The 18542-nt window shown below is 38.7% G+C and carries 9 protein-coding genes; 3 read left to right on the top strand and 6 right to left on the bottom strand.

The window, feature by feature from the left end:
• Positions 1–266 precede the first annotated feature (266 nt).
• Positions 267–1421, top strand: a complete 1155-nt coding sequence (locus MM213_RS06600) for a helix-turn-helix domain-containing protein (RefSeq protein ID WP_241410698.1) — start codon at positions 267–269, stop codon at positions 1419–1421.
• Positions 1422–1636: 215 nt separating this feature from the next.
• Here MM213_RS06600 and MM213_RS06595 read toward each other — a convergent pair whose 3' ends face one another.
• The 5 genes from MM213_RS06595 to MM213_RS06575 form a co-directional block, all read right to left on the bottom strand.
• Positions 1637–3604: an alpha-L-arabinofuranosidase family protein gene (locus MM213_RS06595; protein ID WP_241410697.1), complete on the bottom strand. Its 1968-nt coding sequence runs from the start codon at positions 3602–3604 to the stop codon at positions 1637–1639.
• Positions 3605–3708: 104 nt separating this feature from the next.
• Complete coding sequence (locus tag MM213_RS06590) at positions 3709–5040, bottom strand: rhamnogalacturonan acetylesterase (protein WP_241410696.1); 1332 nt, start codon at positions 5038–5040, stop codon at positions 3709–3711.
• Positions 5041–5147: 107 nt separating this feature from the next.
• A complete protein-coding gene (locus tag MM213_RS06585; protein WP_241410695.1) occupies positions 5148–6542 on the bottom strand; it encodes a glycoside hydrolase family 88/105 protein in 1395 nt (464 codons plus the stop codon).
• A 208-nt stretch (positions 6543–6750) separates the two neighbouring features.
• Positions 6751–8895, bottom strand: coding sequence for a RagB/SusD family nutrient uptake outer membrane protein (locus MM213_RS06580; RefSeq protein ID WP_241410694.1), 2145 nt, complete (start codon positions 8893–8895; stop codon positions 6751–6753).
• A 20-nt stretch (positions 8896–8915) separates the two neighbouring features.
• Positions 8916–12212 (bottom strand): SusC/RagA family TonB-linked outer membrane protein, encoded by a 3297-nt coding sequence (locus tag MM213_RS06575; RefSeq protein WP_241410693.1) that lies wholly within the window; start codon positions 12210–12212, stop codon positions 8916–8918.
• A 391-nt stretch (positions 12213–12603) separates the two neighbouring features.
• Between MM213_RS06575 and MM213_RS06570 the strand changes: the two genes are divergently transcribed.
• Positions 12604–14136 carry a rhamnogalacturonan acetylesterase gene (locus MM213_RS06570; RefSeq protein ID WP_241410692.1) on the top strand — a complete coding sequence of 511 codons (1533 nt, stop codon included), beginning with the start codon at positions 12604–12606 and terminating at the stop codon, positions 14134–14136.
• 214 nt (positions 14137–14350) lie between these two features.
• Here the strand turns inward: MM213_RS06570 and MM213_RS06565 are convergent, their stop codons facing one another.
• Positions 14351–16828, bottom strand: coding sequence for a glycosyl hydrolase 115 family protein (locus tag MM213_RS06565; protein WP_241410691.1), 2478 nt, complete (start codon positions 16826–16828; stop codon positions 14351–14353).
• Positions 16829–17236: 408 nt separating this feature from the next.
• On the opposite strand from MM213_RS06565, the gene MM213_RS06560 reads away from it, so the two are divergent.
• Positions 17237–18022: a gluconate 5-dehydrogenase gene (locus MM213_RS06560; RefSeq protein ID WP_241410690.1), complete on the top strand. Its 786-nt coding sequence runs from the start codon at positions 17237–17239 to the stop codon at positions 18020–18022.
• Positions 18023–18542 lie beyond the last annotated feature (520 nt).

Raw genomic sequence — 18542 nt, 5'->3', positions numbered from 1 at the left:
GATTTCGGATTACTCTAGTTTTAGTGGTTTTTACATCTGGATTTGAACTATAAATTTGATTTTTTGGTAAAGAAACAAACAGTCAAAATTTAATTGTATCAATCAGCTATTTGACGATCTTTGAGCGATGTAATGATTGCGATTAAAAATTAATAATCTAAATTTAACGTACATTTAACGGTATCTTTAACCGTTAAAACCTGCTCTTATTTTGCTCAAAAGGCATTTTATCATGCCTTTGCTACTAATATTAACTTCTTCCAAAAATGGATCAATCCGAAAAACTTCAAGCTCTCAAACATGTCCTAGAACATAAGTTGTTCTCAAGATCCCCTTCTACTAGCATGTTGCTGAAATATCTTGTCGAAGCATCAATTGAGAATAAAGATTTAAAAGAGAATACCATCTCTATGGAGCTGTATGGAAAGGACTATGCTGATGAAAAAAGTGCCGCCCACATGCGTGTCAATATCTACCATCTTCGCAAAAAGCTAGAAAAATATTATAGCACAGATGGAAAAAATGACGAAATAACACTTGAGATAAAAAAAGGGCAATATCAAGTAGAATTCATAGAGCGCTCAAAAGACCCTCAGCTAATTATAAGAACACGAAGAAAAAAGAGATACTTTTTTATCGCCGCGGCGGTCTTGTTTTCAATAATCATTCTAGGATTGTCCATTTACAATAAAGATGTTCCTGTGTGGCAACCTTTCTTCAGTAACAAAAAGCCAACGACCCTATTTATCGGTGATTTCTTTGGAATTATGGGTAATACCGTAACGGGGAGAAATGGATGGAACAGAGACTATGAAATAAATAACCTCCAAGATTTTTATGAATTTTTGGAGCAAAACCCTGATAAAAAGGAAAACATTTATCCTGCAAACTATCCTTATGTCACAGGAATGGCCGCAAATGGCACCATGAATATCTCTAGACTTTTTCATTCAAACAAAAGTGATTTTGACATTCGCTTTACTTCCCAAACATCTATAAAAGACATTTCTGCAGTCAATTCGATCTATATCGGTCCTGTGAAAAACAAAAACTTATTCCTCGATCTTTTCAATGACAATAACTCAAAGTTCAAAATTGATCAATACACAATTACCTATAAAGATGCTGCTGCTGAAAGGGATACTTTGATCAACCTAAGCATTGAAGACGGAACTAGATACGAGCATGTAGTAGTATCGAGAATTAAAGGTCCAAATGGTACTGAACAATTTATGTTTTTTTCGGATCACGATATCGGTGTAAAAGCTACTACCGATAAATTCACTGATATAAATTGGGTAGAAAATGTGTTTTACAAAATGATCGGTGAAGAAGTTGAGTACTTCACAGCAGTCTTTTTGGTAAAAGGCAAAGAAAGGACAAGTTTAGAGCTTGAGTTATTGATTTGGGATAGGTTGTGATCGAGTCGTTTATTGATTCTGTGATTTTAAATATTATGATTATCCGTTTTTTTACCAGTAGAATCTGAATAATTGAATTAACCTGTGGTTTCGAACCAATATCAATAAATATCCAATATCTATTAGTATCAGTTTGCCAAAAAACAATCGTTTAATTGATTAGTGGCATGATTGCGGATAATCATATTAAATATAATCAACTTCAAAACTCTAAATTATATTTTTAGCCTAAATACGTTGACGGATTGTCCTTTTAGGGAAACTTGTATTTTTTTCTTTTGTATGGAAATGTCATTTTCTTCAGGAACAATCCTTTTTGGTTCTTTCAGACTGTGGGCTTCTGTCAAATCATCAGATTGCAGTTCTAGCCATTTTCCATTCCCTTTTCCTTTGTAATTTCCGTTTAGCCTTACTGTAAATGCTCTTGATTCGGTATTTGTATTGACAATTTTGAAAATCAACTCTTTGGTATTTTCATCATAGGTGGATGAAGCGTATATACCTTCTTCACCTGCCAATGTATTCCCATTCTCTGTTATTTGGATTATTTGGGTTCCTGGATTGGTGGAAAACAATTTTTGGACATAATAATTTGGTGTGGCATAAGAACCTAAATTGTCAAACCAAATCATATCTGGAGCCCACTGCCAGCCATCCACATGCGCCAATAGTGGTGCATAGGAAGCCAATCTCACAATGTCTGCATTTCTTTCCAGCCCAGTCATGAATGCTGCTTCAGACAAAGCTCCCTCCCAATTGTTTCTTTTCAAAGCATCGTTTTCAGTTGTCGAATGGGCTGCATATTCACCTGCGAATACCTTTGGTCCACTTCTATCATAATCATCATACCTTCGGGCATTTTCTCTAAACCATTCTGGGGATTTGTAATAATGCTCGTCAATCAATTCTGCATTTCTCGCTTTGAGTTCCTTCCACAAATAGTCGAACTCATGTCCGTCTGGTGAAGGTCCCGAAGTAGAGACAATAATTATCTCGGGATAAGCTGCTTTGATTGCTTTTTCGAAGATCTCTGCTCTTTCGATATATTGTGGCCCCCAATTTTCATTTCCCACACCTATATATTTCAGTTCAAACGACTCAGGATGACCCATTTCAGCACGTTTTGCCCCCCAATAGGTATCCGTCGATCCATTTGCAAACTCAATCAGATCCAAGGCATCTTGGACATATTCGTCCAAAGCAGCCAAAGGAACCATTTCCCCTGAATTGTATTGGCAAGCCAATCCGCAACTCAATATCGGTAGTGGTTCTGCTCCCAAGTCAGCAGCAAGCTGGAAATATTCGAAGAATCCCAATCCAAAAGATTGAAAATAGTCAGGTGCATTTCTGTGGGCAAACTCAATATTCCATCGATTGATCATCGTGCCGCGATCCTTCATATCGCCAATTGTATTCTTCCATTGATATCGGTTCTCAAGGTCAAAGCCTTCAACAATACAACCTCCTGGAAACCTCAAAAATCCAGGTTTCATATCTGCCAACAGCTGCACGAGGTCCTTTCTTAGGCCTCTTTTTCTTCCCATCCATGTATCCTCCGGAAACAATGAAATCATATCTATGTCCAACTCTCCTTCACCATCCAAAAGTACCTTGAAATTCACACCGTCTGCTGTCTCAGTGGCTTTCAACATTACTTCATACGATTTCCATTCATCTGTCAACTGATCGATTGTCGTTTCTGCCAAGATTTTCTTACCTTTCGTAATCTGTGCATTGATGCTCAGATTCTCTCCCTTAGCCACTTTAGCGATGAATGTCAATCGGTAATTTTCATTTTCCTTAACTGCCATTCCTCTAAATCCTTCATTGGACATCCCAAAGTTACCTTGGTCATTTAATCTCTGTATTTGGAGGTATTTCTTGTTTTTGCTGTCATCTAAATGTGGCTTCGTATAGTGATAGCCCATGGCTCCATCTTCTTGAATTCTCCTCCAACCCATAAAAGGTGAAGGAAACTCAAAGGAATAATTCTTGATCATCTCTGCATAGAGTCCGCCATCGGCAGCAAAATTGATGTCTTCAAAAAATAGTCCCCACATATCAGGTGCAATTGTTGCTCCCTTCTTGTTGATATCAATATCCAAAGTCATGTCTGGAGCTTGTGCTTGGGTTCCAATTATTGAGAAAAATAGGAATAAAATAGAAAGTAAGGTGAGTTTCATGATGGTAAGGGTTTATTAATCGTACAATACAAGTGCTAAAGATAATTAATAAATGTATTTTAAACACTTAAATTCATACGATTATCAGTAAAAATGCCAAAAAGTCAATTTCCATCAGGCTTTTGACTTGAGATTTTTTTACTCAAAGGCCAATAGAAATCTTCAAATTTTCTGGGTTTAGAAGGATCAAATTTGGGAATGTCAGCCTTTAGGTAATACTTCAAATCAAGCTCAGTATTTACCAATCCCTCTACTACACAATTTGCCAATTCGTAAGCGCCAAAGGTGCTGAAGTGCGTATTATCAGCAAAATCGGTGGATTGTCCTTCAAAAGTTCCTGCAGGAAAATGAACAAATGCTTTTTTGGAATTCTCAGGACCCATTGCCTCAAAAAGTACTTTACTCATAGCATTCAGATCGATCAAGGCTACCTTTTCTTCTATAGCCACTTGTCTCATAGCATCAGGATAATCTCCCAAAGTATTGACAATCTTACCTTCATTGTCGAAGTTTCTTCTGTACATCGAAGTTACCAAGACAGGGATTCCACCTTTTGCCTTAGCTTGCTCGATATAGTGCTTCAATTCCTCTTTGTAGGTAGTAAATGGCTCCAAGAAATTTGCTCCAGGTTTTTGATCATTATGAGTGAATTCTATAAATAGATAATCACCAGCTTTCATCAAGCTTAGGATTTTCTCAAGCCTTCCTTCTCTTTTGAAAGCCAAGAGACTTTCTCCAGACTCAGCATGGTTGGCGATGGAAACTTGCTGAGGATCAAAGAAAAAGGGAAACATCTGTCCCCAAGCAGCCCAAGGTTCATTGGCTTGGTCCACCACGGTGCTATTGCCAGCCAAGAAAACGGTAATGGCATCGTCAACTTGGGTGATTTCTACCGCGCAGATTTTGGGAAGGCTGCCGTTGAATTCCAAAGTCAATTTTCTATCCCAATGGAGATAGTCTTGCTCTCTTTCTTTCAGCGCAACTTTCTTTGCAATACCGCTAATTTCAGGATGGCGTACATTTACCATCATCTGCTTTGATATGATTTCTCTGGTGTATGTTGTCAATTTGTTTACCATCAATCTTCTGGATTCAGCTCTGACTATATTTTCAGATGAACCCTTTAGATCTCCAAAAGTCACTTTTACGCTATAATTTCCCTCTGGAACACTTACGGAAAAGTAAAAAGGTTCTTCGCTTTGAATAAACCCATTTTTAAAAGCCTTTCCTTTCCTTCTTTTGACAGATTCCAAACTTTGGATTTCTTCAAAACCATAGCCTTTATTTTCATCAAACAAATCCGTATCAGAAATCGCAATCCATCCCTTTTTGCTGCTAGCTGCTCCAAAATCAAATTTATAACTAACCAGATCTTGTGCATTGACACCTTCAAAAAGTAAAAAACCTAAGATAAAAATAGCGGTATACAATTTCATGATATTTCGGGTTCAAAAGAGCAGAAAAGGTTCTATTTGATTTAAACACAAGCTTCCAATTCAAATAAAAAAGTGAGGGTGCAAACCTCAATTGCACCCTTACTCTTCTATTTCACCAATAGTTGCAAAGAACTATCGTTGATTTCAAATTTATTTTGCTTAAGTAATCTGATAATTTCAGCTCCAGCAGCCACTACAGGGCCATAGCCATGTGCGGCAAACTTATTGACTGGTCTGTGGTAGTAGAATGCAGGGTCAAATGCCATTCCTGTTCCTACACAAGTACCCTCCACTTGTCCTTGTTCATTGACCATGGTGGCTACTGCATTCCAAGCCAAAATCGCCATTGGAGCATGTGCTTTTTCATTGATCCATCCTTCATTGACTGCAGCAGCTATACAATATGCATAGATCGCTGTAGCAGAAGTCTCAAGGTAAGAATCATTTTTGTCCAGCAACTGATGCCAAAATCCTGATCCTGATTGCAAAGCTGCCAAACCTCTAACATGCTTTTGCAACAAATCCATGATCATTGCTCTTCCTGGGTGACTTTCAGGAAGCACTTTCAATACTTCGATTTTTGTCAACAAAGCCCAGCCGTTTGCTCTAGCCCAATGGAACTCCGGATGTACATCCATATCAGCAACCCATCCATGCATATAAAGTCCTTTTTTCTCGTTGAACATTCTATCTGAGAAAAGTTTAATCTGCTTCACAGCTTCGTCAAAGTACTTTTTCTCACCTGTTTTCTTTCCCATCTGCGCGATCGCAGGAACGCTCATATACAGATCATCCAACCAGAGTGTATTATCCAATGGCCTGTTTCTTGCCAAAGTTCCATCTTCAAATCTAAATTCCTTATTCATAATATAATCCATGAAATTAGAAATCAATGGATCTACATTTGCATCTAAGCCATTGGCTTCGGTCTTGATAAATGAAGCACAAAGTGCTCCACAATCATCCAAAGCTCCCGGAGCGACGATTGAGTGAAGTGCATGTCTTTTGTTCCCCATTTTTTCAAAATGTGGATAAAGATCCGCCAAAAACTTCACTCTATTGTTTGTATAATCTGTGTAAGACTGATCACCAGTCACTTCTCCTGCCAAAAGCATCGCAGAATAAGTTACACCCCATTCGTAGCTCAAAAGTCTAAAATCACCTTTTTTCAAAACTGATTTTTCATCAACCTTGCTAAAATCTGTAATTTCGGAACCGCCTTCTTCTGTCAATATGGTCGTGTAAGTAGTATTCTCTAAATATCCTTTTACTCTATCCAAAACAGCTTTCACTTCTGAAACCTCAGGAGCACCATACGGAGTAGGATAATCTGGCTCCAACAAATGAAGCGGAGTATTACTGTCATTCATCTCCTTTTCTACAGGTGGGTTTTCCTCTGTCGTATTGGAATTTTCTCCAGATTGTGGTTGGCAATTCAATAGAAAAAACGCTGCCAAAAGGAGCATAAATGGATTGATAATTCTGGTTATAAGGTTGTTCATTGTGCTTTATGTAAAATATATACCTAATGTAATCCCAAAAATATGCTTATTAAGCAAAAAACTTTCCTGTAGTGTCTGAAAGTGGCTATTTAATTGTACAATCAATGACAGATAATGCCTTAGGTGTTTTTTAATAAACAAAAAAATCACCAAGGGACACTTTTAATCCCTTGATGATTTTTTTTAAAGGTTATGCTAAACTCTTGGATTAATACCCAGGATTTTGATAAGCTGATCTTGCTGCTTCATCCAATGGCGCTCCAGTTTCATCTGTCAATTGTACCAAGTAGTTGAATGGCCAAGGTCTGAAAGTATGGAAAGGTTGCATTTGTCCTTTTCCATTTCCATTCTGTCCATTTCCTCCTCCAGTATTGGAAGCCACAGGCCAAAGTCCTGTTCTGTTGGAAGCCATCTGATTGTAATGCATCACTCTGTCATAAAGTATTCCAGCATTATGAAGATCTTCCCACATAATCCCTTCGGCCAAGAATTCTCTGTTTTTCTCATTATAGATAAAATGGATAAACATGTCTCTTTTTGTGCCTACAGTAGGAATATAACCTTCACGGTTAGCTTCAGGCGTACCCGGAGTGAAGTGGTTTTCTGTTACCATGATTGCATTGTATGAATCGCCATTTGCAGCAAATGGAGGCTCCAATTCGGCCGCATCCAAATCCTGTGCTTCAGGATACCACTGTGCAAAGAGTGAAGGTCTGTTTTCTCCAGCCTTGAATGCCGCTCTTTGTCTCAGCACATTGATGTCACCTACAGCAGAACCATAGTCTCCTTTGCGACCATAAGCTTCTGCCCTAATCAAATAAGTCTCTGCCAAACGCATCAAAATCACATCTCTTGTGCCAGCTTCTGAGTTGAAGTTACCTTCGTCATTGCTACCACCTCTCAATGGATCGACGTATTTTTTTACAGACAAATATGGGGCAGTTTGCGTTGCCAATCCCATATTTGCTCCGTTGATAAACAATCTGTAATAATACCTTCCTGTAGTGGAAGATCTCACCCATCTTACCATAAACTGATAAGGTTGGCTCATTACTTCCATTGAATCCAAAGCATTTTCACGGTCATTTTCCAAATAGATAATAGCTCTTTGACCATTCTGAATTCTTCTATCACCAGCTCTCACTTCAGGTTGGTCAGCAGGCTTGTTGGCATTCCACCATGCTGCAGTTTCTGCAGTCCAAGCAAAAGATGAAGAATTAGAACCCATATTACTGATGTATTCATGTCTGAAGGTTTTTGCATACCTTGAGTCATGCATCTTGTCTTTGTAATTGTCATAGCCATGATCTGTGGGCTTGAATGTACCAAAAGGTCTTCCATAGATCATCGCCCTTGCTACTCCTGATTGCTCAGTGTAATTTCCAACATGGTAATTGACAGATCTATTTCCAAATCTCCCGTTCAGTCCTGTATTTACATCAAATTGACCTGCCCACAAAACCTCAGAGTGTGGACTTGTCTCAGAAATTGCCGGATCAAACAACATATCATAATCAGGTGCCAATCCTCCAGCTCCATCAATTACCTCGGAAGCTATCTGAATAGCATTGTCTAGATCTGTAGGAACATTTCCTTTATAAAGCATTCTCAAAGACTCTTCACTGCTATTTGCAAATTCTGCTGCCTGAGCTCTATTAAGGTAAAGCTTGGCCAAAAAATGACCAGCAGCCAATTTTGTCAATCTTCCCCTAGGGGCTGAACTTGGTAAATTTTCATAAGCAAAAGTTACATCTTCAATGATTTGTGTATAAATATCTTCGAGTGAGGCTTTGGGAAAGTGGTAAATTCCATCGTCAACTCTTCTCGGCTCCAGCAACAAAGGCACATCTCCGAGCTGATTGGAAACAAGATAGAATGCCCATGATCTTAAGAATAAAATCTCTCCTTTTCTCTGGTTTGCGAAAGCCTGATTTGTACCAAAAACTCCCGGAGCAATATTTTCCAACACATCCAAAGCAATGTTACAATTATTAATGTGAGGATATGCACCCATTGGCGCAAAGCTAGCATTACCAGCACCCAAGTAATTGAAAATATTACCTGCCACACTACTTAGATCATTTCCATAAATACCAACTTCCATTCTAGCCCAAGGAGGACTTGTGCTCATATATGCATCAGTTTCTGCTTGAGTAATTCTAGCACCATTGGCATCCCATTCGTGCTTTACTCTTGCATATACATATAGTCCATTGATAAGGGACTCCAAACCATTTTCGTCATTGTAATAATCCTGCGTCAAATTCGCGACTTGTCTTTCATCCAAAAAGTCCTGGCAGGAATTAAGCACGCCTACCGCTGCCAGAGCTAAAATCAATATATATTTTTTCATCTTTTTCTGCTTTAATTTGATTAAAATCCTGCTCTCAAAGTAAATACTAAACTCTGTGGTAGTATGGTGTTGTTATTCATCCCACCAAGAGGATCTCCAGAAGCATTTCTGTTTTCCCAAGCGGTATCATCATCAGGGTTGATTCCCCATCTGACAACGTCTCCTCCAAAAATAAACGGATTGACTATTTGCATATTCATCTGAAGGTTCGACATGCCCAGTTTTTCAATGTATTGAATTGGGAAATCGTAAGCCAATGAAATGTGTCTAACTGTTACGAAAGAACCATTATTAAACTGCATTGGATTAGCAATATTTTCTACGTTGGCTCCAATGGTTGGCATTGGCCAACGTCCACCAGGATTATCAAAGCTCCATCGATCATTTTCAACTCTTCCATTTGGAAATGTGCCTCCCATACTAGGGTATCCACCAAAATACGTCTGTCCAAATCGACCATAAGCCATCACACTCAAAGTCCAATTTTTATAATTGAAGTTATTTGTGATTCCACCCGTCCATCTAGGTTGTCTCGTACCGACTACAACTCTATCATCTCCATCGATTCTAAAATCTCCATTTTGATCTACTACCTTGACAGTACCTGGATAGAAGTTATGTCCATTTGCATTGAAAAGTGCCATTTGCTCCAAATCTTCCGGAGTATTTTGCCAGATTCCTTCATGTCTGTAATCGAAGAATGAATGTATAGGATAACCGATGAATAGATTGTTGGCAATCATATCTTCTGCGCCATTGACAAGCTCAAGGATCTGCTCTCTGTTGGCACCGAAGTTGAAATCTGTCTGCCAAGTAAAACCATTTCTCTCAAGGTTGATAGTGGAAAGAGTCAATTCTATACCTCTATTTCTCGTGCTACCGATATTTTCGAATTTCTGAACATACCCTGTAACTGCAGGAACTGATCTACCAAAAATCAAACCTCTGGTAGTCATATCATACACTTCCAAAGCACCACTTAATCTTCCATCAAAAAGGCCAAAATCCAAACCAGCATTCCACTGAGTCGTTTTCTCCCAACCTAAATCAGGATTCTGTACAAGCTGAGGCAAAAATCCAATAGCAGCATCACTTCCAAACACATAAGGGTTTTGGCTCAAAGGCCCAGTCGTGGTATAAGGATTGACAGCTGAGTTACCTGTCACACCAAAACCAAATCTAGGCTTCAATTCATAAATCCAATCTACATCTCTCAAAAAGCCTTCCTCTTGCATCTTCCAAGCTGCAGAAAACGATGGGAAAAAGTCCCACTTGTTTCCAGGTGCCAATACTGATGATCCATCATATCTACCAGAAGCTGTCAATAGGTATTTGTCTTTCAATGAATAATTCACTCTCAACATCCATGATTGAAGGGTGTTTTCAGTAAATGATGAACCATAACTATCAGGACGACCTACTGTGTTCGAATTAAGGGAATACCATTGACTGGCTGGAATCACAATATTAGATACACTCATTCCCATTCCTTCTCTTCTAGAATACTGGGAAGATTGTAGTAAGGTAAATCCAAAGACATGATCTCCAAAGGTTTTGTCTGCAAACAATAAGTTTTCAGCAACCCACGAGAAATTTTCATCTTTTGACATCCCCGCGGTATTTGGTCTGAGGTTAAGGTGGTTTGAGGAATTTGGACCAGTCCAAGAACCATTTCTAAAGTTTCTAATTTGTCCTCCAAAATTCACCCTGTATTTCAACCATGGGGTAAAAGTCACTTCAGAGAAGATATTAGCCAATATAGAAGTGGTTCTTCTTTCATTTAATGATTGATCAATATCCATCAAAGGGTTCCACAAGTTCAAGTTCCCTCCTGGATTAGGAATCAATTCACCTTCAGGAGTTCTAGGGACTGCATAAGGAAATTGATTATTTGCTCTTGAAAACAGATCTTTTGATCCAGTATTACTCGTATTAGGCCCCATAAACCCATAATTTTGGGTAGAAAATGATCCCAATACTGAGGATCCGACAGTCAACCATTTGGTTGGGGTTACATCTCCATTGATATTAAGTGTAAATCTTTCAAAATCTTGATCCTTCTGTACACCTGTTTGATTGTGGTATCCTAAAGATAAATACAACCTAGAATTTTCTGTTCCAGAAGAAAGTGACAATTGGTGGATATTTGTGATCCCTTGTCTGGTCACATCATCTTGCCAATTATGATTCCCAACATTATTTGAATTGTAGATAGGAACTTGATCTGGCCAGCCTAGAGCTCTTTCCTCGGCAGTAGTTGGTCTAGTTCTTGGCGTCACACCAAATTCTTCCCATTCATATCCTTGCCATACCATATCCCTAGCGATAGGATCCTGACCAAGACCCATTACTTGTTGATCCAAAAAGGGATCTGGGTACCAAGGCTGTGCACGTTCGTTCAAATTTTCATTGTTCGCATCCCCATAAAGTCTTCCGTTGATCAACGACTGTCTCCAAAGATCTACATACTGTCCACCATTCATCCAATCGGTAAGGTTCCTGTATGAATCCATGGAAACTGTAGCACTATAATTTACTTTTATCTGTCCTTTTTGTCCTTTTTTGGTCGTCACCAAGATCACACCATTTGCTCCTCTAGATCCATAGATCGCTGTAGCTGATGCATCTTTCAAAACTTCTATTGATTCGATATCATTGGGACTAATGTCATTCAATGAAAATGAACTTACACCCAATTGAGATACGATCGGAATTCCATCAACCACATAAAGCGGCTCGTTGGAAGCATTGATTGATCTATTACCACGAATTCTGACAGCAGGCAGTTCACCTGGACGCATGTTTGTAGTCACATGGACACCTGCGGCATTTCCCTGAAGTGCTTGGGAAATATTGGCAATTGGCCTTTCTTCCAGCTCTCTTGTCCCCACACTTGTGATGGCACCAGTCAAGTCACTCTTTTTCTGAGAACCATAACCTACCACGACTACTTCTCCGAGTTGCTGCAAGTCTTGTGAAAGTTCAATGTTAATTGTGTTGGTAGACCCTACACGCATTTCTTGTGTAACATATCCAATAGATGAAAATACCAGTACAGCATCATTATTTGGTACAGTAATACTATATACTCCTTCAATGTCTGTAACTGTTCCATTTGTGGTGCCTTTGATGACCACGTTTACACCTGGCAATGTAACTCCATCTTCCTTGTCGGTAACAACTCCTGTGATAGTTACATCTCTTACCTCCTCTATATTACTAGCATGGGAAACTGTCAGGCCTAAGGGAATCATCAACGCTACCAATAGCGTCAGACGAATCCTAAAATAGTACTGAAGCAATAAAATTTGTTTCATTTGATTTGGGGTTTGATTTTAGGTTTATTATGTTATATAAATAGTTGGAAAATTCATTTATCAATTTTCTAGAAGCCTAGTTCTTAGATTTTTAAATTGAAAGATTTATAAATTTACATGGATGAAATAGGAAATCAATCCTGTTCTGTCATGCACACATTCGGATAAAATGAAATTAGTTAAAAAAGTAAGCTTGCTAATCAGGTTAGGACAGGATGGGTAAATCGCAAATTTGCCATAGATTTCCGAAGACTCTAAAACAGTTTAAAATCTATAAAAAAATTATTTCTAATTCCTATCGAAAATATTGTTCTATTATCCTCGTATGCCAAATTACACCATCATTTCTAATAATTAGGGCATTATTTAAAAGTTACCAAAGCCAAAACCCATGAACCAAAAAAAATTCCAATACTTTAGTTTAAAAGCCTTATTTCTTGTTGTATTTATATGTGCTTTGACAAGCTTCACAAATGTAAACCTGATATCCTCGGATTCTTCTGAGAAAACAAATATTTACTTAATTGGTGACTCCACTGTCCGAAATCAATCTGGAACTGGCGGACAAGGTCAATGGGGTTGGGGTACATTTTTACAGGATTTTTTCGACAGTACAAAAGTGGAGGTTCATAACCATGCCATGGCAGGTAGAAGCACAAGGACGTTTGTAAAAGAAGGTCGATGGGAAAAAGTGATGGAAAACCTCAAGCCTGGGGATTATGTCATCATGCAATTTGGTCACAATGAAGGCAGTCAGCCTGATACGACAAGAGCAGGATATCGTGGAGTTCTGAGGGGAATGGGTGATGAAACCAAAGAGCTAACCTGGCCAGATGGCACAAAGGAAACAGTTCATACTTATGGTTGGTACTTGATGAAATTCATCGAAGATGCCAAATCAAAAGGTGCAAATCCGATAGTCGCTTCCATGATTCCAAGAAATAAATTTCAAGAAGGATCTGTAGAACGAGCCGGTATGGATTTCGGACTTTGGGCGAAGGAAGCTGCTAGAAAAGGAGGTGCGGAATTTATAGACCTAAATGGAATTGTTGCTGACCAATATGACAAATGGGGTCAAGAAGTAGTCAAAGGCCTTTTCGAAAAAGACCACACCCATACCAATGAAGCTGGTGCTAGGATTAACGCTTGGTCAGTCATCCAAGGAATCAAATCCCTTAAAAATGAAAAACTCCTTTCCCTTTTACCAGCCAAAAAACCAACCTTGTACCTGATTGGAGATTCTACTGTCAAAAATGGTCAAGGTGATGGCGCAGGAGGATTATGGGGATGGGGAGATTTTATAGCCCCGTATTTTGACGAAGAAAAAATAAAAGTGGAAAACCACGCTTTGGGAGGGACGAGTTCACGAACATTCCAGACTTATGGACTTTGGCAAAAAGTACTTGGAAAGATTGAGCCTGGAGATTTTGTCATTATGCAGTTTGGACATAATGATAGCAGTCCACTGGATGACGAAGCTCGAGCTAGAGGAACCATTCGAAGTGCCGGTTTGGAAGCACAGCATATCTACAACCCAATTACCAAGCAGCAAGAAACCGTATATTCATATGGACAATACCTTCGCAATATGATTCTGGAAGCCAAAGCAAAGGGAGCTACAGCCATCGTCTGCTCTTTAGTGCCAAGAAATAGCTGGAAAGAAAACAAAGTCAACCGAGCATCTGATGGATACGGACTTTGGGCTAAACAGGCTGCTGAAAATTCCGATGCGATCTTCATAGACCTCAACGCAATCATTGCTGATGCTTATGATGAAAAAGGCGAAGCTTACGTTAGAGAACATTATTTCAATACAACTGATCACACGCATACCATTGAAGCTGGAGCAAAATTCAATGCGGAAGCTGTCGTAAAGGGAATTTCCTTGGAGCCTGAAAATCCGTTAGCTGGATTTTTGAAATAGACGTCTGCTAATTGAAAAGTAAAAATATATACATCTTTCTTGTCTCTACAATTAGTTATTAGCGCAAAGGATCAGAGAAATTCAAGGAAATATAAAGGCGTTGATTTATGGAAACACAAAATAAGGGAAAGGTATTAGTTTGTGGAGACACAAACCAAGAGAAAGGTGTTGGATTGCGGGAACACAAACCAAGGTCCCAAACCAAAGGGATAAGCTATTTTTCTATTTCATAAAATTTTGGAGATCCATTTGGTGACACAGATAACTGATCTAGGACAATACCAGTCTGATTTACATATACCTTCAAAACCTGTTTTCCTGATTCTGTAAAGCTAATTGGGTAAATGACCTTTGCATGATTCTGAAGTGTATTTTGTTTCCATTCTTCGCTTCTACCTCGGGTATTGATAGAATGGCTTTTACCAATTTTTCCATTGATCTCCAAAGTCACTTCATGGTCAAAATCATTGGCATGTGTAGGGATTAATCTAAGCTCTACATTGTAGTCTCCTTTTTCTTTTATGTCAAAATGGTATTCTAAGTAGGGCTGTGCTTCTTTATCGAAAACAAAATTGTCAAAAGGAAATAAAGTGACTGCTTGGTCACTATACCCTAATGCCTCCACAGTTTTCCATTCGTAATCTCCTGAGCCTTTTGAATTGACATAATCCTTTGCCTGAATAGCAATTGGTTTTGGAAGTTTACCGCCGTTTTCTGAATCAATTGATATCCTTTCATTTTCTTCCAAATGAAAAGTAGGCATAGAAAATACAGGGAGATTTCTCGGATTCATGGACATCATGCCATTCCATTTTCCAGTACTTATTTGCTGGTTATAAATCTCTGTTAAATTGATGATATTTTGGTATGCCGCCTCTACCCGTTTTGTCAATTTTTCTTTCTGCTCTGGATTCTTCTCCAAAGCCGCTTGCTGAGCGAAGAGGAACTTGTGATTCATCGACGCTGCTGCACGTACAGGATAAGAAACCAATTGGAAAAATGCATCTTGCCTATGGTCTGGAATATCTTCTTGAATGGCTTCTAGTCTGCTTACCAAATTGCTGTATGCTTCAATCCTTCTGCTCACCTCATCATTGTCTTGATCAGCTAAAAATGCGCCCATTCTTGTTTTGGTAGTAGGCTCAGTCTGACTCCAACCCATGTATTCTGGTTTTCTAAGTACTGCCAAGCGATAGTATTCCTGCATGACTTCAGTAATTTCCTTGGCATGGATTTCCCCAAATTCTCGAATACTCCAATCCAAAAGATGTTTGTTAATACTCGATTCGCTGATCGCTTTAACATCCCAAGCCATATCCAAAAATAGTTCTGTGGTATATTCTGCAGGTTTGATATCCCCAACATTGGCTATCCAGATTTTTTTTGCTCCGTTTTGGTAAGCCCTGGTCATTTCGTACCAGATCAATCCAGGCTGTGTCGTGGAAAGCCAAAGGTAATCATGTGGCCTTCCCCAATAGCTCAGATGGTAATAAACCCCACTGCCTCCTTTACGATTTTGCTCTTCTGCTTTGCCCAATCTTCGGATATAGCCGTAGTTGTCATCAGACCACATCAAAGTCACATCATCAGGAACTTTCATTCCTGCATCATATAGCTCTAGTACTTCCTTGTAAAGCGTAAAAACCTGTGGAATTTCCTCAATTGGCTTTTGGTAGGTCTCTTGAAGCATTTGTCGTTGATCCGAAATGATCGTTTCGAGCAAGTCAACCCTTTCTTCGGTACTTGCATCTCCTTCCATACCTGAATCATGGATTCCTCGCATTCCCAAAGTCACTAAGCCTTTTACATCTTTTGTCTCCGTGATTCTCTCCTGCCAATACGCTTTGACTTGGTCACTGTTCGAAAAATAGTTGAACTCCCCATATCTGGATTTGTCCCATTCATCTACATTGTTTCGAAGCATGGGTTCAGCATGTGATGTACCGACGAAAATCTGGTATTTTTCCGCCATTTCCTTATTACCTGGAATCTTGAAAAATGCCTTGGTAGATGGATGCATGGCCGGCCAAATCGTGTTTGCTTTCAAGCGAAGCAGCAATTGGAAAATCTTTTCGTAAGTTTTTGGTCCAATATCTCCTGTCTCCGGTTCAAAAGTCTTGGCTGCCCATGGTTGCAAGCCCCAATCTTCATCATTCAAGAATATTCCTCGATATTGGACAGATGGACCTGATATTAACTTTCCATTTGGCACATTAACGGACACAATTTCTTTCTGTTGTACAACCACATCTGCCCACCATTTCCATGGAGACACGCCAAGCATTTTTGCCAATTCAAAAACTCCATAAACTGTACCCCGAACATCACTTCCGACGATACAGAGTGATTTTTGATTTTGTTCGATGATAAAATTCTCCCACTTATTTTCTAAGTCAATAGCGAGTTTTGCAGATAAATTTTTCCCAATAGAATTTCCAACAGTCCCTACATAAATCCCTACTTTTTGCTCATCTAAATCATCCACATACTGGATTGCAAAACCTTTTCCTGTCATCATCTGAAGATCTTCCAACAAGTCCTTGACAGCCCATTTTACAAGATCATCTGCTTCTTGATCTAGATAAATGTTTGTTTGAAATTCTTCATCGGCTATAAGAAATTCGGCTGTTTTTTGGGTTGAACAAGCAGAAATAGAAATCAGGAAGATTGAAAATAAAATGGCTTTCTTCATAGGTTTATGAAATAGATACTGATTGGTAATGGTGTAATGTTTTTCGATTGTCAAATAAAATATTTTTTGGCATCGTGCAAAACGGCTGACAATAGTTATCACGCTACGCCCATGCGCCTAGGCGTAGCGCACAAGGATTATAAGTCGATCGGCTATATGTGTATCAATTGGCTTAAAACACATCGATTTGTTTGGCTGCTGGCAAGGAAGCAGGTACCCCCATATAATTTAATTTACATGCTATTGATATTGCTGAAAATCTTATTTGACATAAATAAACCAAATTCAATCAACTTAACCATCCTGTAGTATGATATTCCAACGCTACAGGACAAATCAGGATGGGATGTTCAATTTATCATACTAACTTTAAGATTTACTTAATCAAACCTTAAACCTTAAAATTTAATGAAAGAATTATTTGACTTGAGTGGCAAAAATGCCCTCGTAACAGGAGCAACTCACGGATTGGGAATGGCAATGGCTACTTCTTTGGCAAAAAGTGGTGCTAACTTAATTTTCAACGACATTGATCAGTCAAAAATTGATCAAGCGATCAAAGATTACGCAGAAAATGGCATTACTGCACATGGATACCTTTTTGATGTAACTGATCAAAAGGCAGTAGATGAAAACATCACAGCAATAGAGAAAAAGTTTGGTCCGATTCATATTTTAGTCAACAATGCAGGTATCATCATGCGCGTTCCAGCTTTAGAGATGGATCCGGAGGATTTTAGAAAAGTGATTGATATAGACTTGGTTTCTCCTTTTATCATGTCGCAAAGAGTGGCTAGGACAATGAAAGAAATCGGTGGAGGAAAGATCATCAACATCTGCTCTATGATGAGTGAGTTGGGTAGGGATTCTGTATCAGCGTATGCTGCTGCAAAAGGCGGTTTAAAAATGCTGACAAGAAACCTAGCCACCGAATGGGCAAAATACAATATCAACGTGAATGGCATAGGACCGGGATATTTTGCTACTTCCCAGACTGCTCCAATCCGAGTTGGCGGTCATCCATTCAATGAATTTATCATCAATAGAACTCCAGCGGGTCGTTGGGGTGATCCTGAGGATCTTCAAGGCACGACTGTTTTCCTCGCCAGCAAAGCAAGTGACTTCGTCAATGGACAAGTGATCTATGTAGATGGTGGAATCTTGGCTACAATTGGCAAGCCAGCAAACGAGTAGACAGGAAACTAAAATAAAAACCACAGGCTAGCAATTTCTTCACTATTTTCTTTAGAAGAGAAAAAAGGAAACTTAGCAAGCCTGTGGTTCTAATTCCCCTCCTGCTACACTTGGCAGCGACATTAGATCAAAGTTGGACTAAAATAAAAAAAAGCTAACTTCAATATCATTTTTAGAAAAGTGAATTTTTCAAAAAAAAATATTTCGATATAATTAAAAAAATATGCAGATTTTAGGTAAATAGCAATCCTATATGTTTTCATTATAGTAGGTAGGATGTTAGGATTGGGTTAAGCTATTTGATCGAAAGCAAGTAAAATTCTTTAAAAATTTATAATAATATGTATATCTGCTTTCTTACCAGTCGCGAAAAAGTTTGATATTTATTAAGTTAATTAATACTCTTATCGACTACTACGAAACAACGATTTTCCGCATGATTTTATAGGAAAATTGATCTCTTGATGTCATTTCGGGTAATCATAAAAAAATAAAATACAGATCTCTTAAGTCAAAGCAA

This window comes from Belliella alkalica (genome assembly GCF_022549785.1).
GTDB classification, from domain to species: domain Bacteria; phylum Bacteroidota; class Bacteroidia; order Cytophagales; family Cyclobacteriaceae; genus Belliella; species Belliella alkalica.
Note: the sequence above shows the minus strand (reverse complement) of the source record. Positions and strands in the feature narration are given on the sequence as shown.